The following is a 21,188-nucleotide window of genomic DNA, read 5'->3' as shown; positions in this document are numbered from 1 at the left end:
ATCATTCTCCACCTATTAGTTACGAAAATTGTTTTTATTGTTTAATTATTGACTGAATTCAGAATCCTTAATATAATTACAGGAAACATAACGTGATTACGTGAGGTGATATGACATTTATATTCGGGACGATTTGTATAGTAGAGTTGTTTTTGAAATTTCAACTGAAGAAGTGTTAAAAGGCCTGCTATTTTATAAAAGCAAACAGGAGTCGGAAATTGAATCGATCAAAGGTAAAATACATAAATATGAGCAAAAACGAAGAGCTGAGGAAGCTTGGTATCAATCGCTATCACCATTTAAACGTTTTTTTACAGGGCGTGCCCCAAGTCATCACCAGGCTGTTGAGCATTTGGTGAATGTTAAAGATAGATATAAAAAAATTGAGATGATAAAACAGAAGGTTGCATTTTTAAATCAGGTGATCGGTTTACTCGAAGCTGAAACGGAAAAACGGGAAATGAATTTACCATCGGACATCATTAAAGAAATAATGGACTGGCAGAAAGCGGAGGGAACGCCAAGATGACTCTAGAAACGTTAAACGCTGGATTGGATACGGTTTGGGTGGTTCTGACAGCAGCCATGATTCTATTAATGGAGGGCGGGTTTGCTTTATTGGAGGCGGGGTTCGTCCGTACGAAGAATAATGTGAATATCATCATGAAGGTTTTTGCTGATATTACGATCGGAACGCTTTGCTATTTCGTCGTTGGTTTTGGCTTAATGTATGGAACCGATGTATTTGGAACCATTGGAGCAAGTGGCTTTCTGCTGAAAGGCGATTTGTCGCACATCGACCTTACGATTTCCATGGATGCATTTTGGTTATTTCAAGGGGCATTCGTCATCGCCGTTATTTCGATAGTTTCGGGAGCGGTTGCGGAAAGGATCAATTTTCGGGCTTATCTTATTTTTGTCGTAATGATGACGGCATTCATCTATCCGATTGCCGGTCACTGGGTATGGGGGGGTGGCTGGTTAAGCGGGTTGGGCATGCAGGACTTCGCAGGGTCTGCAGTCATTCATGCACTAGGCGGTTTTTCTGCACTTGCGGCTGCCATTGTAATCGGTCCGAGAGCAGGTAAATTCACTTCACGGGGGACTAGCTCCATTTCGCTGCCGAGTAATCTCCCACTGGCATCTGTCGGGGCATTCCTTTTATGGTTTGGCTGGTTTGGGTTCAATGCAGGAAGTACCTTGCAGGCTACAGATGTACGCATTGGCCATATTGCCATTGTCACGATGCTCTCAGCAGCATCAGGGGGAGCGGTGACCTTGCTTTATACACTATTTAGATATGGACGCTCGGATGCACCTTCCGTCATCAATGGCTCACTTGCAGGTCTTGTCGGGATTACAGCTGGATGTGCATTCGTTAGTGATCTGGCAGCATTACTGATTGGAGCGGTTTCTGGAATGTTGATGTTAGCTGCGACCAATTGGTTGGAAGCCCGAAAAATCGATGATCCGGTTGGTGCCTTTCCCGTTCATGCGGCATCAGGAATGTGGGGTACGATAGCGGTCGGGCTTTTTTCCACTGAAAACGGATTGTTTGCAGGTGGGGGATGGCATTTGCTCGGAGTTCAAACGTTAGGATTAGTGGTGTTATGCATTTGGGGCTTTTCAGTGACATGGCTCGTTTTTAAAGTCATAAATGTTTGGCTGCCTATAAGATCCACTGAAGAAGAAGAAGAACTTGGGTTGGATATTAGTTATCATGGCATTATGGCCACACATACCTCACCAGAGTTCATCAAGGTAGAGGACTACTATAAGCAAGAGGAAGAATTGACAAGGTAATGTCCATAATACGATGGTAGAATCAAGTAAGAGGTGAATTTTAAATGGGTGCATGCAATCTTAATCATTCGCAACAAGATGTCAGGCTGAAATTTGAGAGTCAAAAGGCATTTTTACCAACCGAATTGAGTCAAACATTAGATCGATATCTTGAAAAAGGGAATTCGCAAGAAACATTGAATGAACTTTTTCATCTATTGAAGAAGTATGACTTGTCTACCCAGGAGGAACAGGAATCTAGAAACGAAAAGTTGAAACGGATAATGCTGTAAAAGAGAAAGAACGAGAGTGCAAGAATACTCCCGTTCTTTTTTTGTTTTTTCATTATGGAATCTTCTGTTAAATGATTTAAAGGATTCCGCGGGAATGGCTGACTCCTATTTTCTTTTTAACCAACGCATCAATAATTATAACTACTTAATTGATTAATCATTTTAATTTAAAGATTTAATCAATCGTTTGATTAAACCTCATGTACTGGCTGACTAACAGAGCCTTCGATAAAAGCATGGAGAAAGTAAAAAAGCGGGAGCCCATAAGGAGCTCCTGCTTTTTCTTTAAAAACCATCATCTGTTGCGGTGAAGGGGATGTTAAGGTTTCGTTCAACGGCACGAAGTCTTTGATTTAGTCGATTCAGCCTATTCGTTTGACGTTGATCATTTTGACTCAGTCTGGTTATTTCCTGGTTTACACGGTTCACTTCTCGATTTATCCTTGTAATTTCTTGGTTCAGCCGAGTGAGTTCCCTTGATTGACGCTCGTTTTGACTCTCAAGTTCCCGGACTCTTCTTTCAAGTTGTTGAGGCTGCCTTTCAACATCGAATTGGTCGGGCACCTGGCTATATGGATTTTCTTGTACCTGCTGAAGGTTCCAATCTTGCTGTGGCATGTAATCAAATCGTTCAGGCTGTTGGAAATATGGGTTATAATTAGGCTCAAAGTACTGGTGATTTCCATTTTGTTGTGGAAAAGGGTAAAATCCGTATGAATTCATGGTCAACTCTCCTTTTTAAAATCAGGATGGATACGTTATAACTTATGTAAGTTCCGGTGAAGTGACTAGGCGTTAGCCCATAAGAGTGGGAAGAAGAGTTAATTTACAGAAAAAATTTCAATAAATTTGCAGAAACCATCCGGTTCCTATATCGTTTAGGATAGGAGAAATTCTTTTAATCCATCTTGAAACCAATCCATGGGATAATCCGTATATATAGAAAAGAGTGTAAGTCAGGAGTGTAATGATTATGAATCGATTTCTTGCTGATTTTGTTCCGATATTGATTGCATTTCCAATGGTTTTGCCGGTTTGGATGATTAGCTATTTTGCATTGAATCAACCGTTTGCCCTATCCGTTGTCATTTCTTTAGCAGGAGGGGCGCTTGCATACTGTCTAAGTTCCGTATATTTTTCATCAAGATACCTCAAAAAACATGAATTGACGAGAAAAGAATATCAATATATAAAGAAAAATTTAATTGAAGCAAAATCGAAGATATGGCGGGTTCAAAAAGCACTAATCTCGGTCAGGCATATCTCTTCTTTTAAGCAGAGGAAGGATATGATTAAAATGATCAGGAAAATATATAGTCTGACAAAAAAAGAACCGAAGCGGTTTTACCAAGCGGAACAATTTTATTACTCGCATCTGGATTCCGCCATGGAGCTTGCGGAGAAATATGTTTTTTTAGCACAGCAGCCAAAAAAGAATAGGGAACTCGAACTTTCCTTAACAGAGACTCGCAAAACTTTAAAGGAACTCACTAATGCGATAGAAAAGGATTTATATAAAGTGATTGCCGATGATATCGATCACCTTAACTTCGAATTGGATGTTGCTAAGCAATCCATTAAAACTAGAAAAGAGTCACAAGTAATTGATGAAAGCAGGAGGTTAAAATGAATAACAATGATCCAAACCTGTTGAATAAAACCAATAATGCCAGTTTGATCGATGATCTTTTAGCCAATCCATTTGATGGGGTGCAGGAGCTGGAGAAAGTATCTTCCCAGGAAGCAAAACCGGTTAAGCTGATTGATGTCATTCCTGAAGAGAACAGGGCAAAGGCATATCAGCTTGCCGAACAAATCGACCCAACGAATCATCAGGCGATGATATCCTATGGTACACCCGCCCAATCAAAGCTTCTGACCTTTTCTAATTCCATGCTTGAGCATGTCCAGAAAAAAGATGTGGGTGAAGTGGGTAGCATTATCAGTGATTTAATGAAAAAGTTAAACGAGCTGAGCCCGGATGAGCTAAAACCGGATAAGCCCTCTTTCTTTGCGCGTATGTTCGGGAAGCTCTCGGGATCTGTACAGGAAGTGCTATCCAAATATCAAAAAACTGGTGCCCAAATTGATCGAATCAGTGTGAAACTCGATCGGAGCAAGAATATCCTGCTATCGGATATCGTAATCCTTGAAAAGCTATATGAAACGAATAAGGATTACTTCCAGGCATTGAATGTCTATATTGCAGCCGGGGAAATTAAACTCGAAGAAATCCATGGGAAAACGATTCCGGAGCTAAGGAAGTCCGCTGAATCAAGCAATGATCAAATGAAGTTTCAAGAAGTCAATGATATGCTGCAATTTGCTGAACGGTTGGATAAAAGGCTTCATGATTTGAAATTGAGTCGGGAAATCACGATTCAAAGCGCACCGCAAATCAGGCTGATCCAAAACACGAATCAGGCGCTAGTCGAGAAAATACAATCTTCGATCATGACAGCCATTCCACTTTGGAAAAATCAGGTTGCGATTGCATTGACCCTAATCAGGCAGAGGCATGCTGTAGAAGCGCAAAAACAGGTTTCCAAGACTACAAATGAATTGTTATTGAAGAACTCTGAGATGCTGAAAACGAATACCATTGAAACGGCTAAAGAAAATGAACGCGGACTTGTCGATATCGAAACATTAAAGAGTACTCAAGCTAACTTGATTACCACGCTTGAGGAAACCATGAGGATTCAAGAAGAAGGAAGGCATAAACGCCGACAAGCCGAACAGGAATTGGCTTCAATGGAAAATGAACTGAAACAGAAACTATTAGAGATAAAAGGATAAGGGGAGATAACATGGAAACTATCGAGGCTATAAAAACGAGAAGAAGCATTGGAATCGTTAAGCAAGATCCGGTACCTAAGGAAATGATCGAGCAAATCATTGAAGCTGGAACGTATGCACCTAATCACCATCGAACGGAGCCTTGGCGCTTTTTTGTATTGACAGGAGAAGGAAGAAATAAACTTGGAGAGGTGTTCGAAGAAATCACAAGAATTGAAAATGCTGATGATACCCCTGAAAGTTTAATCAGCAAGCTCGAAAGGCAAAAAAAGAATCCATTAAGGGCTCCAGTCATCATCGCAGTGGGCATAGAGCCTAGTGATAAGAATAATGTCCTCGTGGCAGAAGAATATGCGGCGGTGAACAGTGCCATTCAAAACATGCTTCTTGCAGCACATTCCCTAGGTCTGGGAGCAGTATGGAGAACGGGAAAAATAACTTATCATGAAAAGGTCCGTGAATTTTTCAATTTATCCTCAAAAGGAGAAGTATTGGCTTTCATATACTTGGGTTATCCTGATATGGAGCCAAAACCTGCTAAGAAAACACCGATTGATGAATTGACCACTTGGATTGGATGAAGGGTTGAGGGGCAGCTGCATCAGTGTAAACACACTGATGCAGCTTTTTTTTGCCTTCAATAAGGCTTCCTTAAATCTGATTTTAATAAAAGGGATTTGGATTCGTCAGGCTTCGTTTCAAGTGACGATTGATGAATTAGGTTGTACAATACAGAGGAAGAATAAATTTTGATGAATTAGGATGTGTCTATAGATGAGAACGATTGATCCATTTGAGATACTTGATGGAAAAGCGATAAAATATTTGGATGTTTTTGGCGTGGAGGATGGAATTGCTTTAAAGAGTAAGTATGAAGATAAAACGTATTGGATATATGATTATTATTGCATGCACCAGACTTGTGATTGCCAGGAAGTATACCTTGAATTCGTTGAGGAGCTTAAAGGCAATAAACAGGCAGGACAGCATTTTGGAGTGAGGGTTTCTTTCGGGGATAATCAATTTGTCCTGGAGGATTATAATATTTCCAAGCAAAAGGCGATGGATATTGCGGAAGATACGTTAAAATACAGCAAAGATGTAATGGAGTTATTTAAACAGCGGTATCAGCAAATGAAGGAAAAAGGCACGCAAATCATCATGGAAAGTGCAAAGGCAGCTAAAATGCCGCATGTTCATACAGAACCGGTCATTGGCAGAAACGAACCATGCCCATGCGGAAGCGGGAAAAAATATAAAAAATGCTGCGGCGCAGCTTAACATCTCATGGAAGCTGACTCGATTCGGGGTCGCTTCTTTTTTTTGGGAAAAAAATTGAGTAATGAATAAAAAAATATGGCATTTAACGAACGTTTGTTCTATAATAGGAGTACCAGATAATAACACAAAAAGAAATAAAAAGTAGTTATTTAGACGGAATTTTCCGAAAACTTATTTTTTATTTTCATAAATCTGGTATATATAAGAGAGAAGAGTTTTTTGATCTCATCTCTTTCAACGGTAGACGGCAACCAGACGGGATGAATATCCCCACACTGATGGCAGTTTAACTTATTGAACGAAGGAAGGGGTAATCAAATGACAAGAGAAAAAAGATTAATACCTTACAAAGTTCTCGAAGTAATGGAAACGGTGAAAGAGAAGATTCCTGAAGGTGTCGAGCTTGTGAAAGCCCCGGCAATTTGGGAGAAAAGCAATTATGGTGAGGGCGTGGTAGTTGCCGTCATCGATACAGGCATTGACAAGGGACATCCAGACCTCAAAGAAAGAATCATTGGTGGGAAGGATTTTACCAATACCGGGGATTATCAAGATGATAATGGACATGGGACACATGTTAGCGGTACGATTGTGGCTGCCGTCAATAATGCTGGTGTAGTGGGAGTGGCTCCAAAAGCGAGCATATTAGCGTTAAAGGCCCTAAATGGTCAAGGGCAAGGTGATATAGATTGGATTAATGGAGCTCTTGAGTATGCAATCAATTGGCGGGGACCTAATGAAGAAAAGGTTTCGGTTATTTCACTTTCACTTGGCGGTCCTCCGGATGAGGCTGAACATAAACTCATTCAAAAAGCCCTTCAGAACGATATCCTTGTTGTTTGCGCAGCTGGAAATAGTGGTGATGGGCGTCATGAAACGGATGAATTGGATTATCCAGGAGCATATCCCGAGGTAGTGGAAGTCGGAGCTGTGGATTTAAGCAGAAATTTAGCGGATTTTTCGAATACAAATGATGAAATTGACTTGGTGGCGCCAGGTGTCGATATTCTTTCTACGTATCCAGGAAATAAATATGCCAGGTTGAGCGGAACGTCAATGGCTACGCCTCATGTAAGCGGTGCAGCAGCCCTCTTGAAAGTGATTGCTGAAAAGGAATTTGACCGCAATTTAACTGAAGCGGAATTATATGCACAACTGGTGAAAAGTACGGAAGATCTGGGAATAAGCAAAAAAGCACAGGGAAATGGATTGCTTAACTTAACGATAGCGGACCAAAGAGCTGAAAAATCGATTAAGATTACCATAGAATCAGAAAACCTTAAGTTACCGAGTAAATCGGTGGTCATGGAATATTAGAAGAGAAAAAAGGTGCCTCAAGAATTTTTGGGGCACCTTCCATAATGATTATTTTTTAGTTTTCCTTAGAGCTGCAAAAAGCGCTACAATGGACAGAATTAGTGAAATGACAGCCAGAGTGATGATCAGCGTTTGATTGCCATCACCTTCTGTTGTTGCTGAATCCTTTGAATTGTCAGTTGCCGTGGAATCATTAGTTTCAGCCTCATCTTTGTGACCATGGTCCGCTGGTTCTGCATCAGCCTTGGGCGCAACCGTAATCTCCGTTACAGAATGCGGTAGGTCTGAGCCTTCATCACCGCTCCATTCAACAATTTCACCATCTTCGTAATATTGAAATGCATCCCAGGCAACTTTCGTTTCTTCTTTAGGATTTTGTGCTACAAAAGAGAATTGCTGGAATTGTCCAGCAGCTATTCCTTCATCAGTTGCTGCCCAAGTTACCGTTTTTACATGCCCATCTTTGTCACCTTCTGTTGTTACTTTCCACCCCGGTACAGGCTGATAGCTTTCAAAAGTAACCCCTTCAGGTACTTTTAAAGTCACCTTTGTAGTGGCAGTTTCTTTCTCTACTGGTACTTTGAGTGTATAAGTTTCCCACGCCTCAGGTGCAGATGAACTAGGCTTGACTGTAACGTGAGCATATGCTGAACCGGAAAAAATGAATAATGCAGCAAATGTGAAAATAAGTAGTTTTGAAATATTTTTCATTAGTATAAACCTCCTGTTATGAATTCCCTATGAAAATGATAAAATCAGCATTAATTGAATCCAGGCTTTCAGTTAATCCGTGAACATGGATATTCCACTTTCCTGGCATGGTTAATAATGACTTTGATGTAAATGTACCTGTGTTTTTCTCCTTCATTTGCAGTTTTATTTCACCGCGTGGCGTATCTAACGGCTGCATAGTGATTGTAAGCTGCTCTATTTCAGCAATGGGCTTGCCTTCATTGGAGAGATTTACTTGAATCACGTTATCCCCGACTTCATTGGGAGTCACCATTAATGTAACCTCATTATTTTCTTCCGTCATTACCGTTTTCTCAATTGGCCCTGGGGAAGACATCGCAGTTTGGACATTTGACAATAGAGCTGCAACAAGGAGTACGACGATCCCTAAACCAAACTCCATTCCCACACTATAACCAAGTCTTTTCGTTTGCTTTTTCCCTCTGAGAAAATGAAAGCCTCCTAAAACGATCATGACTAACATGAGACCGATTTTCGCCAGTAACAATTGCCCATATGTTGTGTTGAACAATGAATAGATAGTCGGAACATGCTGTAAACTGCTATATATCCCGCTAACAATCAGTATGATTACAAACAGAAATGCCCATCTGGAAAACCTTTGAATGATTGACCAGTAAAATGTTTTCTTATCTTCTTGGACTGCCTGCCGATCAGCAAGCCCAGGTAAAATCACCAATAAGGCCATAAGGCCGCCGAGCCATAAAGCCATGGACAACAAATGAAGGAAATCCATCAAAACGGCCAGAACCTGATTAGGAACAGCTGCTGTATGTCCAGTTAAAGCCTTACAAATCATTAAGCTTGCTATTATGATGAAGGAAAAGATAGGCAATGATTTATTCAGGGAGTTCTCGAGCATGAAATAAATCACTAAAAATAGAAGCAGCAATATTAGAACTTCTATGATCCAGACCGTTCCAAAGTTTGTAGCATTCAATACTTCTTTTATATAACTCAATTTAAATGCATCTGCCCAACCCACGCCAGCGTCAATCGTAACTTTTAAAGGCAGATTAAAGAAGATGGAAAATGCTAAACCTGCATATGAAAGCCAAAGGTATAGACGTGTTCTTCTGCTTGCTTCAAAAAGTCGAGAATCCTTCATTAACGATAATCTGAAAAAAAGGATTCCAGTAAGTGCAGCGAAGCATATGTATTGAAGACTTTGAAGGATAACATTGATGGAATTCGGAAAACTTGCATTCACTTCGGGATTTTCTTGGTCTGAAAGGCCCTCTGAATCTCCGAATTGAAAGGGAATTGTTCCTTCAATGGGATGTCCATCACTTGAAACCACTCTCCATTTAATGTAATAAATCCCTTCGTCGATAGTGCCCTTCCACTTAGCTTCCAGTACTTTTTCACTTTGTTCCGAGATTGTGCTATCTTGAATTTGAATTTTGTCCCCACCTTGGCTGAATACCTCAAGCGAATGGAAAGATGGTTGAATATTCTCGCTGAATTGAATGCTGATCTTTTCAGGAAGAGTATCCATCGCTTCATTCGGGCTAGGATTAGAGCTTATTACCGTAGCATGACCAAAAGCCATTGCCGGGTATAAAAGCAAACTGAATAGGCTGACTACCAGCCATAAATATTTTTTCATCTTGGTGTGCCATCACCCTTTCATCAAATCATGTAAGCTCATTATAAAAGGAAAATGTGAAAAAACAGTGAAAATAAATTAGTTATCTAAAGGCAGTTTAAAAGGTTCGCTAGAAAAGTATACCAATAAGTTTAGATTTACCTTCCTTCCTCCATTATAGCCATAAATATTGGTTTGGAATTCCGCTTTGCAAAACATTAATAGGCATCCTGTTGCTATAAACTCCATTAAGAAATAATTAAGATTCCTTTGATAACCTGACCCTATCATGTTTGCAGGAATTATAGGAGGGATAGGCTTTGCTAAAGAAGGGATTAAAAGAAAAAAGTGTGAAGGTGATCTTGGTTGGTTCCCTTGTGGGGATGGGAACATCCACTTATATGCCCGTGGCAGGGGCTGCGGAAGGCACTTCCGTCATTCAAAAAGAGGAACAAACGGTAAATAGTCTTTCAAGGCTAGAAATAGAGGGTATAGCACTGGATCAAAAATTTTCAGAAGATGTACACGACTATAGTTCGGCAGTGGGGAATGATGTGGAAAAGATCAACTTACTTGCAGCAAGTCCTAACGAGAATGCAGCTATATACGTGAATGGTGTCAAAATGACAGAGGGGAAGGTGAAGGACTTACCGCTTCAAACTGGCATGAATACTTTTGAAATCACCGTCAGCGATGGGCAAAATGAAACGGTTGCCTATACTCTCAAGGTCGAAAAAATTGAAAGTGATAATAACCTTTTAACATCGATTGGATTATCAAAAGGCTCATTAACATTCGATTCTAAAGTGACAGCTTATAATGCTTCTGTTGAAAATGAAGTCCAGTCCATTACAGTAACTCCGACATTGAGTGACAGTACCGCAATTGTAAAGGTGAATGGAAAGGATGCAACCGGTGCAGGTGTAAAGGTTACCCTTCCAATCGGTAAGACAACGGTGAAGATTATCGTTACAGCAGAAAATGGAGATGAAAAAACATATACGCTTACGATTACACGAGCGGCAGCCAAGGAAAAAGAAGAATCGAATACTGCACCTAAAGAGGGTGAAGTTCAGCAGGAGCCCTCAACAGGAACGAGTAAAACTCAACCTTCCACCGATAAGGGAAATAAATCATCTGTAACACCAACGGAATCCACGGATAAGGGGAATAAATCATCTGTAACACCAACGGAATCCTCCGATAAGAGGAATAAATCATCTGTAACATCAACGGAATCCACCAATAATCTAAACCCAAGCAGTGGTGTCAGCCAAGTACCGAAAGCACAGCAACTTGAAAGCATTTCAACACAAAAGGCGAAAACCGATTCTATAGAGAAGGTAACGTCAGCAGGTTCCTTAGGAGTTGAGGGCAATAATGCACCAGTGTTGAACAATCTGACTGTATCATCAGGAGTATGGAACAAATCTTTTGAATCTAATGAGCATACCTATCATATCGAGGTCGATAATGATATTTCTTCAGTCGAAATGAATGCAACGACAAATGCCAGCGGAGCAACGATTGAATATGACGGTGAGAGCAGTAAAAAAGTGAAAATCAAGGATAAAGCGAAAACGGCCATTTCCGTTACCGTTTCAAAGGATGGGGAGCGCCGTACTTACGTCCTTGTTTTCGAAAAGGATATGGATGTGGAAATGGATGAGGAAGAAACCGTGGATGATGTCAAAACAAAAGAGGTGGAAGTTGAGGCAACGCAAATGAGTACAGCCGGCAAGTCGGGGAGCGATACATCCAATAATACTGGAGGCCAGGTTAATCGCAAACAACCTGTTGAGACCGGGTCATTTTTTGGGAATATAAAGGGTTTCTTCACCTCCCTGATTAAATAGGATGAGTCTGAATCCTGCAAAAAAAGGACAAGGTTTAGGCTTGTCCTCAGGTTTATATTTTTATGGGCAAAATGATTTGGACCTCGGTTCCTTGGTTTAGTTCGCTGTTAAAGCGGACCTTTCCCCGATGCGCCTCGATGATTCGGCAACTGACTGTCAGTCCTAATCCGGTTCCTTTTTCTTTAGAAGAATAGAAAGGCTCGCCAAGATGCTTTATCCGGTTTTTTTCAATTCCGCTTCCATTATCTTTGATGGTAATGGAAAGGTTATTGTCGATGCGTTCGAAATCAATCCAAATGTAATCGGCGGATGCCTCCATTGAATTCTTGAGCATGTTTATGAATACTTGTTTTAATTGGTTTCCCTCACATAATAGAAGCGGTATTTCGTTTTTAACAGATATTGATATTTGGGTGGGGTACGAGTCCGCCTCTGGTTTCAACAAGGTTTTAACATCATTCATCAGGTCGATGATTTGATGTTTGCTGAATGGAAGTTCCTGTGGTTTTGCCAGAACGAGTAACTCGCTTACAATAAGATTGATCCGGTCCAATTCACTTAACATGATCGTGTAGTATTGTTCATAGGGATGGTCGTTCTTTTTAAGCAGCTGGACGAAACCTTTTAAAGAAGTCAGAGGGTTTCGTACCTCGTGGGCCACACTTGCGGCAAGTTCGCCGACTATCGATAATTTTTCAGTTCTTCTTAAGCGTGCTTCGGTTTCCCGAATTTGAGTGACTTCTTTAGCATAAGTAATGATTCCGACTAAATCCTCCCCAACCATCATCGGGACAAACGAACAAGAAAGTAAGATGGACTTCCCGTACTTCGTCAGGAATTCTATATCTTTCCCTTTTTTTATCCCCTTTTGGTTTTCCATGACATATTGGCAAGATGTACGGATCAATTCCGCGTCTTCTGCTGAGAAGTTCAAATTAATGAATGAGGCTCCATGTATTTCTTCTTGTTGAAAGCCTGTTACCGTTTCAAACCTTGGATTTACGGTCGTGATCATTCCGTTTAAATCAAGCATCAGCATCGGATAAGGGTTGTGTTCAAACAATGATTTATAGCGTTGTTCACTATCGAATAATTGATTCTCCGCGACTACTCTTTCAGAAATATCCCTGCCGATGACGACTAAGCCTTTTCGTGAACCATCCTCATTGAACAGGGGAACTTTGATCGTATCAAAGGTCTTGTGATTGCCATCGGGAAGAGGGACGATTTCCTCACACCTTGTGATTTCCCCTTTTACCCACGTTTCTTCATCGGAAACTTCACAGTAAATCAACGACTCTTTATAAAATTCGGAGTATTCTGCGAGCTCACTGTCTCTTTTTCCCTTATAGTCTACATGCTCCAATTGAAATAATTGAAGGCCGAAGGTATTGGATTCAAGCCAACGGCCATCACCATCCTTGAAGTTAACGAAATCCACCATTGAATTGATGAGTGTACGCCGACGTTGTTCCGCTTCTTTTAATTGCTTGAATTCTTCCCTTTTAGCTAAATAAAGATATAAAACCAAGCCTATTGATAAAAGGAAAACAAATCCTTCCGCTCTTTGAAGTTGAATGAAGACCTCTTTGTTTTGGATATTTGTAGTTAAAAAATAGTCGAACACGACTAGTGTAAGAATCCCGGATAGGATATATATTGCTAAGATGGAGCGTTTGGACATGGAGATTCTCCCTGATTTTAAGACATTTCTAAGGTAAAATTACATACACATTTTAACAAACTATCGGAAAAAAATATATGCAGAATCCTAAATAAAAAACAGGGGCCAAAGTGGTCACCTGTTTTTTCTGAAGAAGGTTTGTTTCTTTTTCTTTTTTGCACGCTTATAGATAATGAAAAATAGTAAGAAGAAGAGTGCGAGTGCTCCTAGCGTATATTGGTTCATTTCAACAGATAGCAGTCCATATGGAATGAGCGAAAGGAAGAAAAAGTATATAAGGTTGCCAAGTGACGTCGCTAATAAAAAATCCTTGAAAGTGACGGTGCTGACTCCAGCTACCAAGTTAATTAAGCTTGTTGGGATCAGAGGGAAAATCCTGCCTGTAAAAACGTACATGAAGCCATGCTCCACAACAGATTCTTGCCACTTTTCGCCAATCTTCTTTAAGAGAAGCTCCTGAAACCAGTTTCTTGCTGCATAAAAAATGAAACCTGAGGCAACAACGCTTGTAAACCAACTCCATAGATATCCATATATGAATCCGAATATCGTGACATTGATAGTCAGGAGCAAAATTAAGGGAATGATTGTAAAAGAATTTTGTACAAACATTAATACGAATGTCACAATAAATGTAAGCAAAAGGTTTTCCTTCAAAATGCCAATAACAGAATCTAGATCACTTTTCCAAACCAAAGTGAATAACTCTGCATTAGAAAAAATAAATATTGCAATTACCAATAGACCGATTATGGTCAGGACTTTTTTCAAAGGGCCACCACCATTCTTACTAGTAGTTTATCATTTTCGAGTTCATTGGTGAAAAAAAAGAGCTGCCGCATCATGCAGACAGCTCTTTTCATTATAGTGGGTTCGCGACGCGAAGATTCCATTAAAGCCACTTTTCAAACTGAATTCTTTTGTTCATTCCATAAATGATTGGCGCTCCAATCAAGAGGACAACGAATTCACCGACAGCCGTGGTCATCCAGCTTAACCAGAATGGGAACCCCAGAGCAAGGTTCAGTTCAATTGCAATTAAAAACATTGTGAAAGTGAAAAAGATAATCGTGGCGATCATCCGTCCTTTAATGCCTTTTATGAACCGAGAAACAAAAATGACAAGCAATAAGGCGAGCAGAGATTGCCCCACCCCGAAAATCAAGTCATATGGCACCATCGGCGAAAAGAGCAGATTCGATATGAAGACTCCGCCGACGATACCGTAGATATACTTTTTATTGAATACAATCAGATGATTCAATATTTCCGGTACACGAAATTGGAACATCTGAAATGATATTGGTTGGAACACCAATGAGACCGCCACATACAAGGCAGCCAATAACCCGCTTATCACGAGTGTACGAACATTCATTTTACTCTCTCCCTAGTTTTTTATCGTGGGATGGTTACGAACCACGTTTAGGCGTTTGCCCGATGTTTAATAGTATCCCATGTAAGCTTGTTTCGTCAATTTGTAAAGAATGGTTTTAATTTATAAGTTTCCAAGCACGGGAAGTAGCTCAATTGGATTTTGATTTATTGCAATGAAGGATGATATTATTTCAATATGTACTTCAAAGGAGTGAATATAGTATGTCGATCGAGAGTGTCAAAAACTATTTTAAACAATGGGATCGGGAAGGCGATGTAATGGAGTTCGAAACATCGAGTGCTACGGTGATTGAAGCAGCGGAAACCATCGGTGTTATCCCAGCGCGGATTGCTAAGACTCTTTCCTTTAAGGGGGAAGGTGAAAAAGCCATTTTGGTTGTTGCCGCAGGGGACGCGAAAGTGGATAATAAGAAATTTCGTCAGACGTTCGGTTTCAAGGCACGAATGCTTTCACCTGAAGAAGTGCTTGCACAGACCGGCCATGCGATCGGAGGAGTTTGCCCGTTTGGTCTGGCAAATGATCTAGCTGTTTTTCTTGATGTATCGATGAAACGCTTTGAGTCATTGTTCCCGGCATGCGGCAGTGCGAACTCTGCAATAGAACTTGAACTCGCTGAGTTGTTTGAATATTCAGGCGCGGAGGATTGGGTGGATGTTTGCAAAGGTTGGGAAGAGAAAGGGAATGAGGAAACGGCGGTAGGCAATGCAGTTGATGGCCTTTGATGGTTTCAAAAAATCCACATGAATGGAATTGAGTCCACTATGGTGGACTTTATTTTAGTGGCGACCGCATACATTTTCTATGATTTAAGCGAAAAATCGGGCAGAAAGTGTTCCTGAGCGGAGGTTGAAAGATGTTAAATGAAAGCAAAAGAAAAAGCAATAACAGCTATCTTAGTCTTAAAACTCTATATGAAGAGAATATAACGGTTAAGAGCATTGCCCAGGAGCTTGAGTTTTGCCATAAAAACGATCTGGCGGTGGATATCCATAAAGCATTGGAAAAAAAGAATTTTGATATATTGGCAGTGCAAGATCAGGGGGAAATCATCGGGTATATCGAAAGGGAGGAACTCGGTGAAGGAAGCATCTCTGAATATTTGAGAAACTTTTCACCAAGGGAAATGGTTTCGGATTCAACCCCTTTGATCCAGCTTCTCCAGATTTTCAAGAATAAAACAAGGGTGTTCGTATTAGAGAATAATTCGATTAAAAAGTTGATTACCCATGCCGACCTTCAAAAGCCTCCGATCAGGATGCTGATATTCGGATACATTACTTTATTGGAAATGAGGATGAGCGATATCATCCAGGATAGATTCGGCGATGGCAGCTGGTATCCAATGATCAGCGAAGACCGTTTAGAAAAGGCAACCGAATTATATAGAAGGAGAATCGATAAAAACGAGGATATCAATATAATAGAGTGCCTGCAAATCAGTGATAAATTCGATATCATACATAAAGATAAAGATTTGAGGCGCTTCTTCCAAATCCCTTCGAAAAGTAAAGGGAAAAAGGATGCGAATGCCATCCGGAAGTTACGGGATAAGATTTCCCATGCTAATGAATTGGGTCTGGACATGTCATGGATGGAAATCATCGAGGTTGTCGAGTCCTGTGGCCGACTGCTCGAAATCTCTGAATCTTATCAGTATGAAAAATAAGATCCGGCTAATCATGCTGGTTCTTTTTTAACGCATCCAAACAGAAAAAACTGCCCATATCAGGCAGTCTCCCCCTCAAAACTCCGGCAGTTGGTCCAGGTTATTTTCTTTTATTCCATCGGGCTCACTCCGCAATATGTCACGTCCATATTTATGAAAGACGTCAACATTTGCCAGGATGCCTGCTTTGGCTTCTGAAAGGGCAGTGGGGTAGTCGAGTTCGCGGCCGGAGTTCGTCTTGATGGCGATAATATTGTCCTCCTCATTTTTCCTTACGGCGATGATTTCTTCTTTTCCTGCTGCATCAAGTTGGTTTGCTTGCGGTGTTCCCTGCTGTTTATATGATTCATAGGCTTTTTCAAATTGGTCCATGTTTTGGACACCTCCTATTTATAGGGTGAGCTATTTTTTCTGCAATATACAAACCGGATTTCGTCCAACTTGAGCCGTTAATTCGTCTAAATGGGCCGATTTTCCGGCACTTTTTTTAAGTGAACGCTGTCGTCTTGGCCTTTTTGCAGTGGCATGGCACTTGCATTTTGTTTAAGTAGTAGTAAGAAATAATATCCACTAGATTAAGGGAGGAAAATGAATCATGAATGTAAAACAAGGGGCAAGCACTGTAAATGCAAAACAACAGGTCAAGACAATGAAAGCAGCGGTCGTCAATGAATTTAACCAAAAACTTGAGATTAAAGAAGTACCCATCCCAGAATTGGAATATGGTGAGATATTAGTGAAAATTAAAGCCTGTGGCGTGTGTCATACCGATTTACATGCGGTACATGGTGATTGGCCGGTAAAACCCAAGCTTCCGCTTATCCCCGGACATGAGGGTGTAGGCATTATAGAAAAGGTGGCAGAAGGCGTAACTTCCTTGAAAGTAGGTGACCGTGTTGGGATCCCATGGCTTTATTCGGCCTGTGGCGATTGTGAATATTGTCTGACCGGAAGGGAAACGCTTTGCTTGGATCAATTGAATGCAGGATATTCCGTGGACGGCGGGTATGCGGAATATTGTAAAGCACCTGCCAAATATGTGGTAAAGGTTCCTGAAGGGCTTGACTTTGCGGAGGTTTCACCAATTTTCTGTGCAGGTGTAACGACCTATAAAGCTCTTAAAGTATCGGAAGCAAAACCTGGTGATTGGGTAGCTGTTTATGGAATTGGCGGATTGGGACATGTTGCTCTGCAATACGCAAAAGCGATGGGCTTTAATGTGATTGCTGTCGATATTCAAGATGATAAGCTTGATCTGGCAACGGAACTTGGGGCGGATTACACGGTTAATGGACTGAAGACCGATCCTGTACAGGCTATAAAGGATAAGGTTGGCGGTGTGCAGGCATCCATTTCTGTAGCGGTTACGAAAAAAGCTTTCGAACAGGCTTACAGTTCAGTCAAGAGGGGCGGGACACTTGTCGTAGTCGGATTGCCGAATGATGAACTTCCAATCCCGATTTTTGATACAGTACTAAATGGGGTAACTGTAAAAGGGTCAATCGTCGGCACGAGAAAAGATTTACAGGAAGCTGTTCAATTTGCGGCTGAGGGTAAAGTCAGAACGAATATAGAGACGAGGAAACTTGATGAAATAAATGATGTGTTTTCAATGATGGAAAAGGGGGAAATCAACGGACGCATCGTATTGACGCTAGAATAGGAACAGAGGGAGGAAGCCTTGGAACGGGGCATCCTCCTTTTTATTATGTCTGGTTCTTCTCATTTAATATATAACGTAATTTCCTTATGGATATCTGCAAGCGTTTGGCTGCTTCATTCCGGTTGCCGTAGGTTTTTTGCAGTGCCTGCATGACGAGCTCCTTTCCAATTGTCGATTGAAGCTGTTTGATTTCCGTAAGTACTTCTTCAAGCATCAGTTCATCCTTCTCATTAAAGTCAGCCACTAGCCTTTTTCGCCATTCTTCAAGAAGGTTTTCAGTTGACACAATCCCATTAGTGGACACGTTTTTGTCAGGGGTGACCTGGCTGTTAGACAGAGAGATATCATTGGCGGATATTACCGACTTATGGTCTGCGAGAGTTAGTGTGCGCATGACCACATTAGATAGTTCGCGTATGTTGCCTGGCCAGTTGTATTGCTGTAATTTTTCAATGGCTTCATTGGAAAAAGAAATATCTCCATGGCCATTCCTCTCAATCAAGTGACGGACAAGCAAGGGAATATCCTCTTTTCGGTTCCTTAAAGGCGGGATATCGAGAGTCACGACGTTCAGCCGGTAAAATAGGTCTTCCCGGAATTTATTTTTGTCCACTGCCTGCTGCAGGTTTTCATTGGAGGCCGCCACTAACCGGGCGTTCGTCCGTAATGTCCCGCTGCTGCCAACCCGCATGAATTCCCGCGTTTCCAAAACTCGAAGCAATTTGACTTGGATGGCGGGACTCGCATCCGCAATTTCATCAAGAAAAAGCGTCCCGTTCCCGGCAATTTCGAAAAAACCCTTTCGCAGCTGGGTCGCTCCGGTGAAAGCACCCTTTTCATGACCGAATAATTCGCTTTCAAGCAGGGATTCAGAGATCGCTCCACAATTGATGCCGATAAAAGGTTCATGGTTTCGGGGGCTGGCAATGTGAATGAAGCGTGAAAGCACTTCTTTACCGCTTCCGGTTTCTCCTTCGATTAATACATTGACGGATTTTTGGGCCACCTTGAAAGCCATTTCAATCAAATTCTTCATTAAAGGACTTTCGCCGACAATGAGTCCTGAATCCTCGGCAAGTTTATGGATGAAATGCTGATTCAAATCTTCATTTTCATTCAAAAGGTTGTCAATTTGCCTTTCCAGTACTTCAATATCTACAAAGGGTTTTTCCATATAATCACTCGCGCCAAGTTTCATTGCATCAACAGCGGTCTTTACGGTGCTGTATCCGGTCATGATCAGTACCTTGCAACGCGGCTGCAGCTGTTTTAGATGCTGCAGGAGGGAAAGTCCATCACAATCCGGAAGCTTCAGGTCTATCATTGCGACATCAAAACGCTGCTGATTCCAATCGATCTCATGAAAATCCTTCCCGCTATTCACAACTTGTACGAGATAACCTTTCATCGTAAAAAGGCGGGAAAGAAAAGTCCCAACCTCTTTCTCATCGTCTACCACAAGTAAATGAACCACATTATCATCCCCTTTCTTCTTCTGCTTGTAAGGGAAGCCTCAGGAAAAAAGTGCTTCCTTGTCCTGGTGTGCTCAAAACGTCGATCTTCCCACCATGATCTTTGGCGATGCCAAGGCTTACAGACAGCCCCAAGCCGGTACCTTTTTCACGGTCTTTAGTCGTATGGAAAGGATGGAAAATGAAGGGCAGGCGTTCTTTTTCAATCCCCGTTCCGTTATCAGTCACCCGAACCACCATGAACTTGTTTTCTGAGTAGGTAGTGATCGCAATAGATTTTTCCGTTTGGGCGGACTCATCCAATGCGTCCTTGGCATTCAATAGCAAGTTGATGATGATCTGTTCTATTTGCGGCTGGCTGCCCTTTATGAAAGGAAGGTCTTCCTGAAGGGTAAGATGGAGGGAGATTTGCTTCTTCCCAAGTTGGAACTTCAAAAGGTTCAAAACCTGGTGAATGGCTTCGTTAATAGAGTAATAGTGGAATCTATACTCATCCTGCCTTGAAAAGGTAAGCAGGCTTTTCACTATTTGCCTGCATCGATCTCCGCAAATCTTAATATCGTTTAACAGCATATGATCCAGATTATCCTGTGGGGTTTTACGTAATAAAATTTGCGAGTTACCAAGAATGGCCGTTAATGGGCTATTCAATTCATGGGCAATCCCAGCTGCCATTTCACCAATCGCCCCAAGTTTACCGGCATGTAATAGCTGGACTTCCATCTGTCTTCTTTCGGTGACATTTTTATAATAAGCAATGACCCCATATACTTGATGCTCCTTATTCTGAATCGGGTAGGCATGCATTTCCAGGATGGTATCATGCTGAAGGAGAATTTCCTGAAACCCTGGCTTATTAAATGAAAAGGTATCTTGAATCAGATTTTTGGATTTTTCAATTAAAGGAATCTGGTCGGAAAAGTCCCTGGCTGAATCATTGGATTGATAGACCGCTCCTTTGTGATCAAAGACGATGATCATGTCTTCAACTGCCTTGAATGTATCCTCCCACTCCTGTTTGGAATGAAGAACTTCCTTATAAAGCTGGGCATTCTCCAAAGTTAACGCAAGCTGATTGGATAGTTGTTCAAGAAATTCGAGTTCATCTTTATGCCATGTTTTCTTTTTCTTCCTGCCAAACGTCCAAATTCCGATTTTTTTACTTTTTCCGTATAAAGGGACCAATAGAAGTGATTCGATCTCAAGGGATAATAGACGTTCCTTTTCTCGGAAGTCCGGTAACTGTTTAACTTCCACCTGAATCGGCTGTTTTTCTTTCAAGGCGGACGAGAAATCCTGAAAAGGGTGTAACAAGTTTTTGGCATCCATTTCAAGTTCACAGTGACCATTAGGGCAGATATGAAGCAGGGCAGGTTCTTCCTCATACAATATGACAAAATGACTGTCATCGAAGGTAATGAGCTGCTTAAGTTTTGAAATAACATTTCGGAGAATCTCTTGGATGTCGATGTCCATATTCATATTTTTAGTGATGTCATTCATGATTTCAAGCTGCATATTCTTCTTCTTCAGTTGATCCACGGTTTTCTTAAGTTCCGTGTAATACGTTTTCTTTGAAGATTTCACACCTGTCATTAAATCTATCAATTCAAGTTTGTTCATGCTTTTCACCTC

Annotated in this window: 20 protein-coding genes, 1 pseudogene and 1 riboswitch; of the genes and pseudogenes, 12 read left to right on the top strand and 9 right to left on the bottom strand. The window is 41.1% G+C overall.

Annotated elements, in window-relative coordinates; all coding sequences use genetic code 11:
• Positions 1-133 precede the first annotated feature (133 nt).
• The 3 genes from FNK51_RS05970 to FNK51_RS05960 are packed head-to-tail and all read left to right on the top strand — an operon-like array spanning position 134 to position 2,075.
• Complete coding sequence (locus FNK51_RS05970; protein ID WP_098370383.1) at positions 134-529, top strand: hypothetical protein; 396 nt, start codon at positions 134-136, stop codon at positions 527-529.
• The gene (locus FNK51_RS05965) at positions 526-1,803 is read left to right on the top strand and encodes an ammonium transporter (protein ID WP_141992741.1); all 1,278 of its coding nucleotides are present in this window, start codon (positions 526-528) and stop codon (positions 1,801-1,803) included. The genes FNK51_RS05970 and FNK51_RS05965 overlap by 4 nt, the downstream gene beginning before the upstream one ends.
• 44 nt (positions 1,804-1,847) lie before the next feature.
• Positions 1,848-2,075: a group-specific protein gene (locus FNK51_RS05960; RefSeq protein ID WP_076372781.1), complete on the top strand. Its 228-nt coding sequence runs from the start codon at positions 1,848-1,850 to the stop codon at positions 2,073-2,075.
• A gap of 285 nt (positions 2,076-2,360) precedes the next feature.
• On the opposite strand, the gene FNK51_RS05955 is transcribed toward FNK51_RS05960, so the two are convergent.
• Positions 2,361-2,693: a hypothetical protein gene (locus FNK51_RS05955; RefSeq protein ID WP_483296112.1), complete on the bottom strand. Its 333-nt coding sequence runs from the start codon at positions 2,691-2,693 to the stop codon at positions 2,361-2,363.
• 355 nt (positions 2,694-3,048) lie between these two features.
• Between FNK51_RS05955 and FNK51_RS05950 the strand changes: the two genes are divergently transcribed.
• The 5 genes and pseudogenes from FNK51_RS05950 (at position 3,049) to FNK51_RS05930 (ending at position 7,472) form a co-directional block, all read left to right on the top strand.
• Positions 3,049-3,705, top strand: coding sequence for a 5-bromo-4-chloroindolyl phosphate hydrolysis family protein (locus FNK51_RS05950; protein ID WP_141992739.1), 657 nt, complete (start codon positions 3,049-3,051; stop codon positions 3,703-3,705).
• Positions 3,702-4,874: a toxic anion resistance protein gene (locus FNK51_RS05945; protein ID WP_141992738.1), complete on the top strand. Its 1,173-nt coding sequence runs from the start codon at positions 3,702-3,704 to the stop codon at positions 4,872-4,874. The genes FNK51_RS05950 and FNK51_RS05945 overlap by 4 nt, the downstream gene beginning before the upstream one ends.
• Positions 4,875-4,885: 11 nt before the next feature.
• On the top strand, positions 4,886-5,455 hold the full coding sequence (locus tag FNK51_RS05940; protein ID WP_098370388.1) for a nitroreductase family protein: 570 nt from the start codon (positions 4,886-4,888) through the stop codon (positions 5,453-5,455).
• 622 nt (positions 5,456-6,077) lie between these two features.
• Positions 6,078-6,155 (top strand): annotated as a pseudogene (locus tag FNK51_RS27735) (SEC-C metal-binding domain-containing protein); the annotation flags it as partial.
• Positions 6,156-6,473: 318 nt separating this feature from the next.
• Complete coding sequence (locus FNK51_RS05930; RefSeq protein ID WP_098370390.1) at positions 6,474-7,472, top strand: S8 family peptidase; 999 nt, start codon at positions 6,474-6,476, stop codon at positions 7,470-7,472.
• 48 nt (positions 7,473-7,520) lie between these two features.
• Here FNK51_RS05930 and FNK51_RS05925 read toward each other — a convergent pair whose 3' ends face one another.
• Both FNK51_RS05925 and FNK51_RS05920 read right to left on the bottom strand, forming a co-directional pair.
• Complete coding sequence (locus FNK51_RS05925) at positions 7,521-8,183, bottom strand: YcnI family copper-binding membrane protein (protein ID WP_141992737.1); 663 nt, start codon at positions 8,181-8,183, stop codon at positions 7,521-7,523.
• A gap of 16 nt (positions 8,184-8,199) precedes the next feature.
• Positions 8,200-9,834 (bottom strand): copper resistance CopC/CopD family protein, encoded by a 1,635-nt coding sequence (locus FNK51_RS05920; protein WP_141992736.1) that lies wholly within the window; start codon positions 9,832-9,834, stop codon positions 8,200-8,202.
• Between the two features lie 299 nt (positions 9,835-10,133).
• On the opposite strand from FNK51_RS05920, the gene FNK51_RS05915 reads away from it, so the two are divergent.
• Entirely contained in the window at positions 10,134-11,669 is a 1,536-nt protein-coding gene (locus tag FNK51_RS05915) for a cadherin-like beta sandwich domain-containing protein (protein ID WP_141992735.1), read from the top strand.
• A 52-nt stretch (positions 11,670-11,721) separates the two neighbouring features.
• Here FNK51_RS05915 and FNK51_RS05910 read toward each other — a convergent pair whose 3' ends face one another.
• The 3 genes from FNK51_RS05910 to FNK51_RS05900 form a co-directional block, all read right to left on the bottom strand.
• Entirely contained in the window at positions 11,722-13,353 is a 1,632-nt protein-coding gene (locus FNK51_RS05910; protein WP_141992734.1) for a PAS domain-containing sensor histidine kinase, read from the bottom strand.
• 114 nt (positions 13,354-13,467) lie between these two features.
• Positions 13,468-14,124: a TVP38/TMEM64 family protein gene (locus FNK51_RS05905; RefSeq protein ID WP_141992733.1), complete on the bottom strand. Its 657-nt coding sequence runs from the start codon at positions 14,122-14,124 to the stop codon at positions 13,468-13,470.
• A gap of 121 nt (positions 14,125-14,245) precedes the next feature.
• Complete coding sequence (locus FNK51_RS05900) at positions 14,246-14,731, bottom strand: QueT transporter family protein (protein ID WP_076372803.1); 486 nt, start codon at positions 14,729-14,731, stop codon at positions 14,246-14,248.
• 6 nt (positions 14,732-14,737) lie between these two features.
• Positions 14,738-14,782: riboswitch (PreQ1 riboswitch) on the bottom strand.
• Positions 14,783-14,952: 170 nt separating this feature from the next.
• Here FNK51_RS05900 and FNK51_RS05895 point away from each other — a divergent pair.
• Positions 14,953-15,474 carry a YbaK/EbsC family protein gene (locus FNK51_RS05895; protein ID WP_141992732.1) on the top strand — a complete coding sequence of 174 codons (522 nt, stop codon included), beginning with the start codon at positions 14,953-14,955 and terminating at the stop codon, positions 15,472-15,474.
• A 131-nt stretch (positions 15,475-15,605) separates the two neighbouring features.
• A complete protein-coding gene (locus FNK51_RS05890) occupies positions 15,606-16,418 on the top strand; it encodes a hypothetical protein (protein ID WP_098370397.1) in 813 nt (270 codons plus the stop codon).
• Positions 16,419-16,493: 75 nt separating this feature from the next.
• Here the strand turns inward: FNK51_RS05890 and FNK51_RS05885 are convergent, their stop codons facing one another.
• Positions 16,494-16,790: a DUF3892 domain-containing protein gene (locus FNK51_RS05885; RefSeq protein ID WP_098370398.1), complete on the bottom strand. Its 297-nt coding sequence runs from the start codon at positions 16,788-16,790 to the stop codon at positions 16,494-16,496.
• Positions 16,791-17,067: 277 nt separating this feature from the next.
• Here FNK51_RS05885 and adhP point away from each other — a divergent pair, with 277 nt between their 5' ends.
• Positions 17,068-18,081 (top strand): alcohol dehydrogenase AdhP, encoded by a 1,014-nt coding sequence (gene adhP, locus FNK51_RS05880; protein ID WP_063235775.1) that lies wholly within the window; start codon positions 17,068-17,070, stop codon positions 18,079-18,081.
• A gap of 43 nt (positions 18,082-18,124) precedes the next feature.
• Here the strand turns inward: adhP and FNK51_RS05875 are convergent, their stop codons facing one another.
• Positions 18,125-19,555, bottom strand: a complete 1,431-nt coding sequence (locus tag FNK51_RS05875) for a sigma-54-dependent transcriptional regulator (protein WP_141992731.1) — start codon at positions 19,553-19,555, stop codon at positions 18,125-18,127.
• 4 nt (positions 19,556-19,559) lie between these two features.
• The gene (locus FNK51_RS05870) at positions 19,560-21,176 is read right to left on the bottom strand and encodes a sensor histidine kinase (protein ID WP_141992730.1); all 1,617 of its coding nucleotides are present in this window, start codon (positions 21,174-21,176) and stop codon (positions 19,560-19,562) included.
• Between the last annotated feature and the right edge of the window lie 12 nt (positions 21,177-21,188).

This window comes from Bacillus sp. B4EP4a, from assembly GCF_006680105.1.
Lineage (GTDB): Bacteria > Bacillota > Bacilli > Bacillales > DSM-1321 > Peribacillus > Peribacillus simplex_E.
This window is presented reverse-complemented; position numbering and strand designations above follow the sequence as displayed.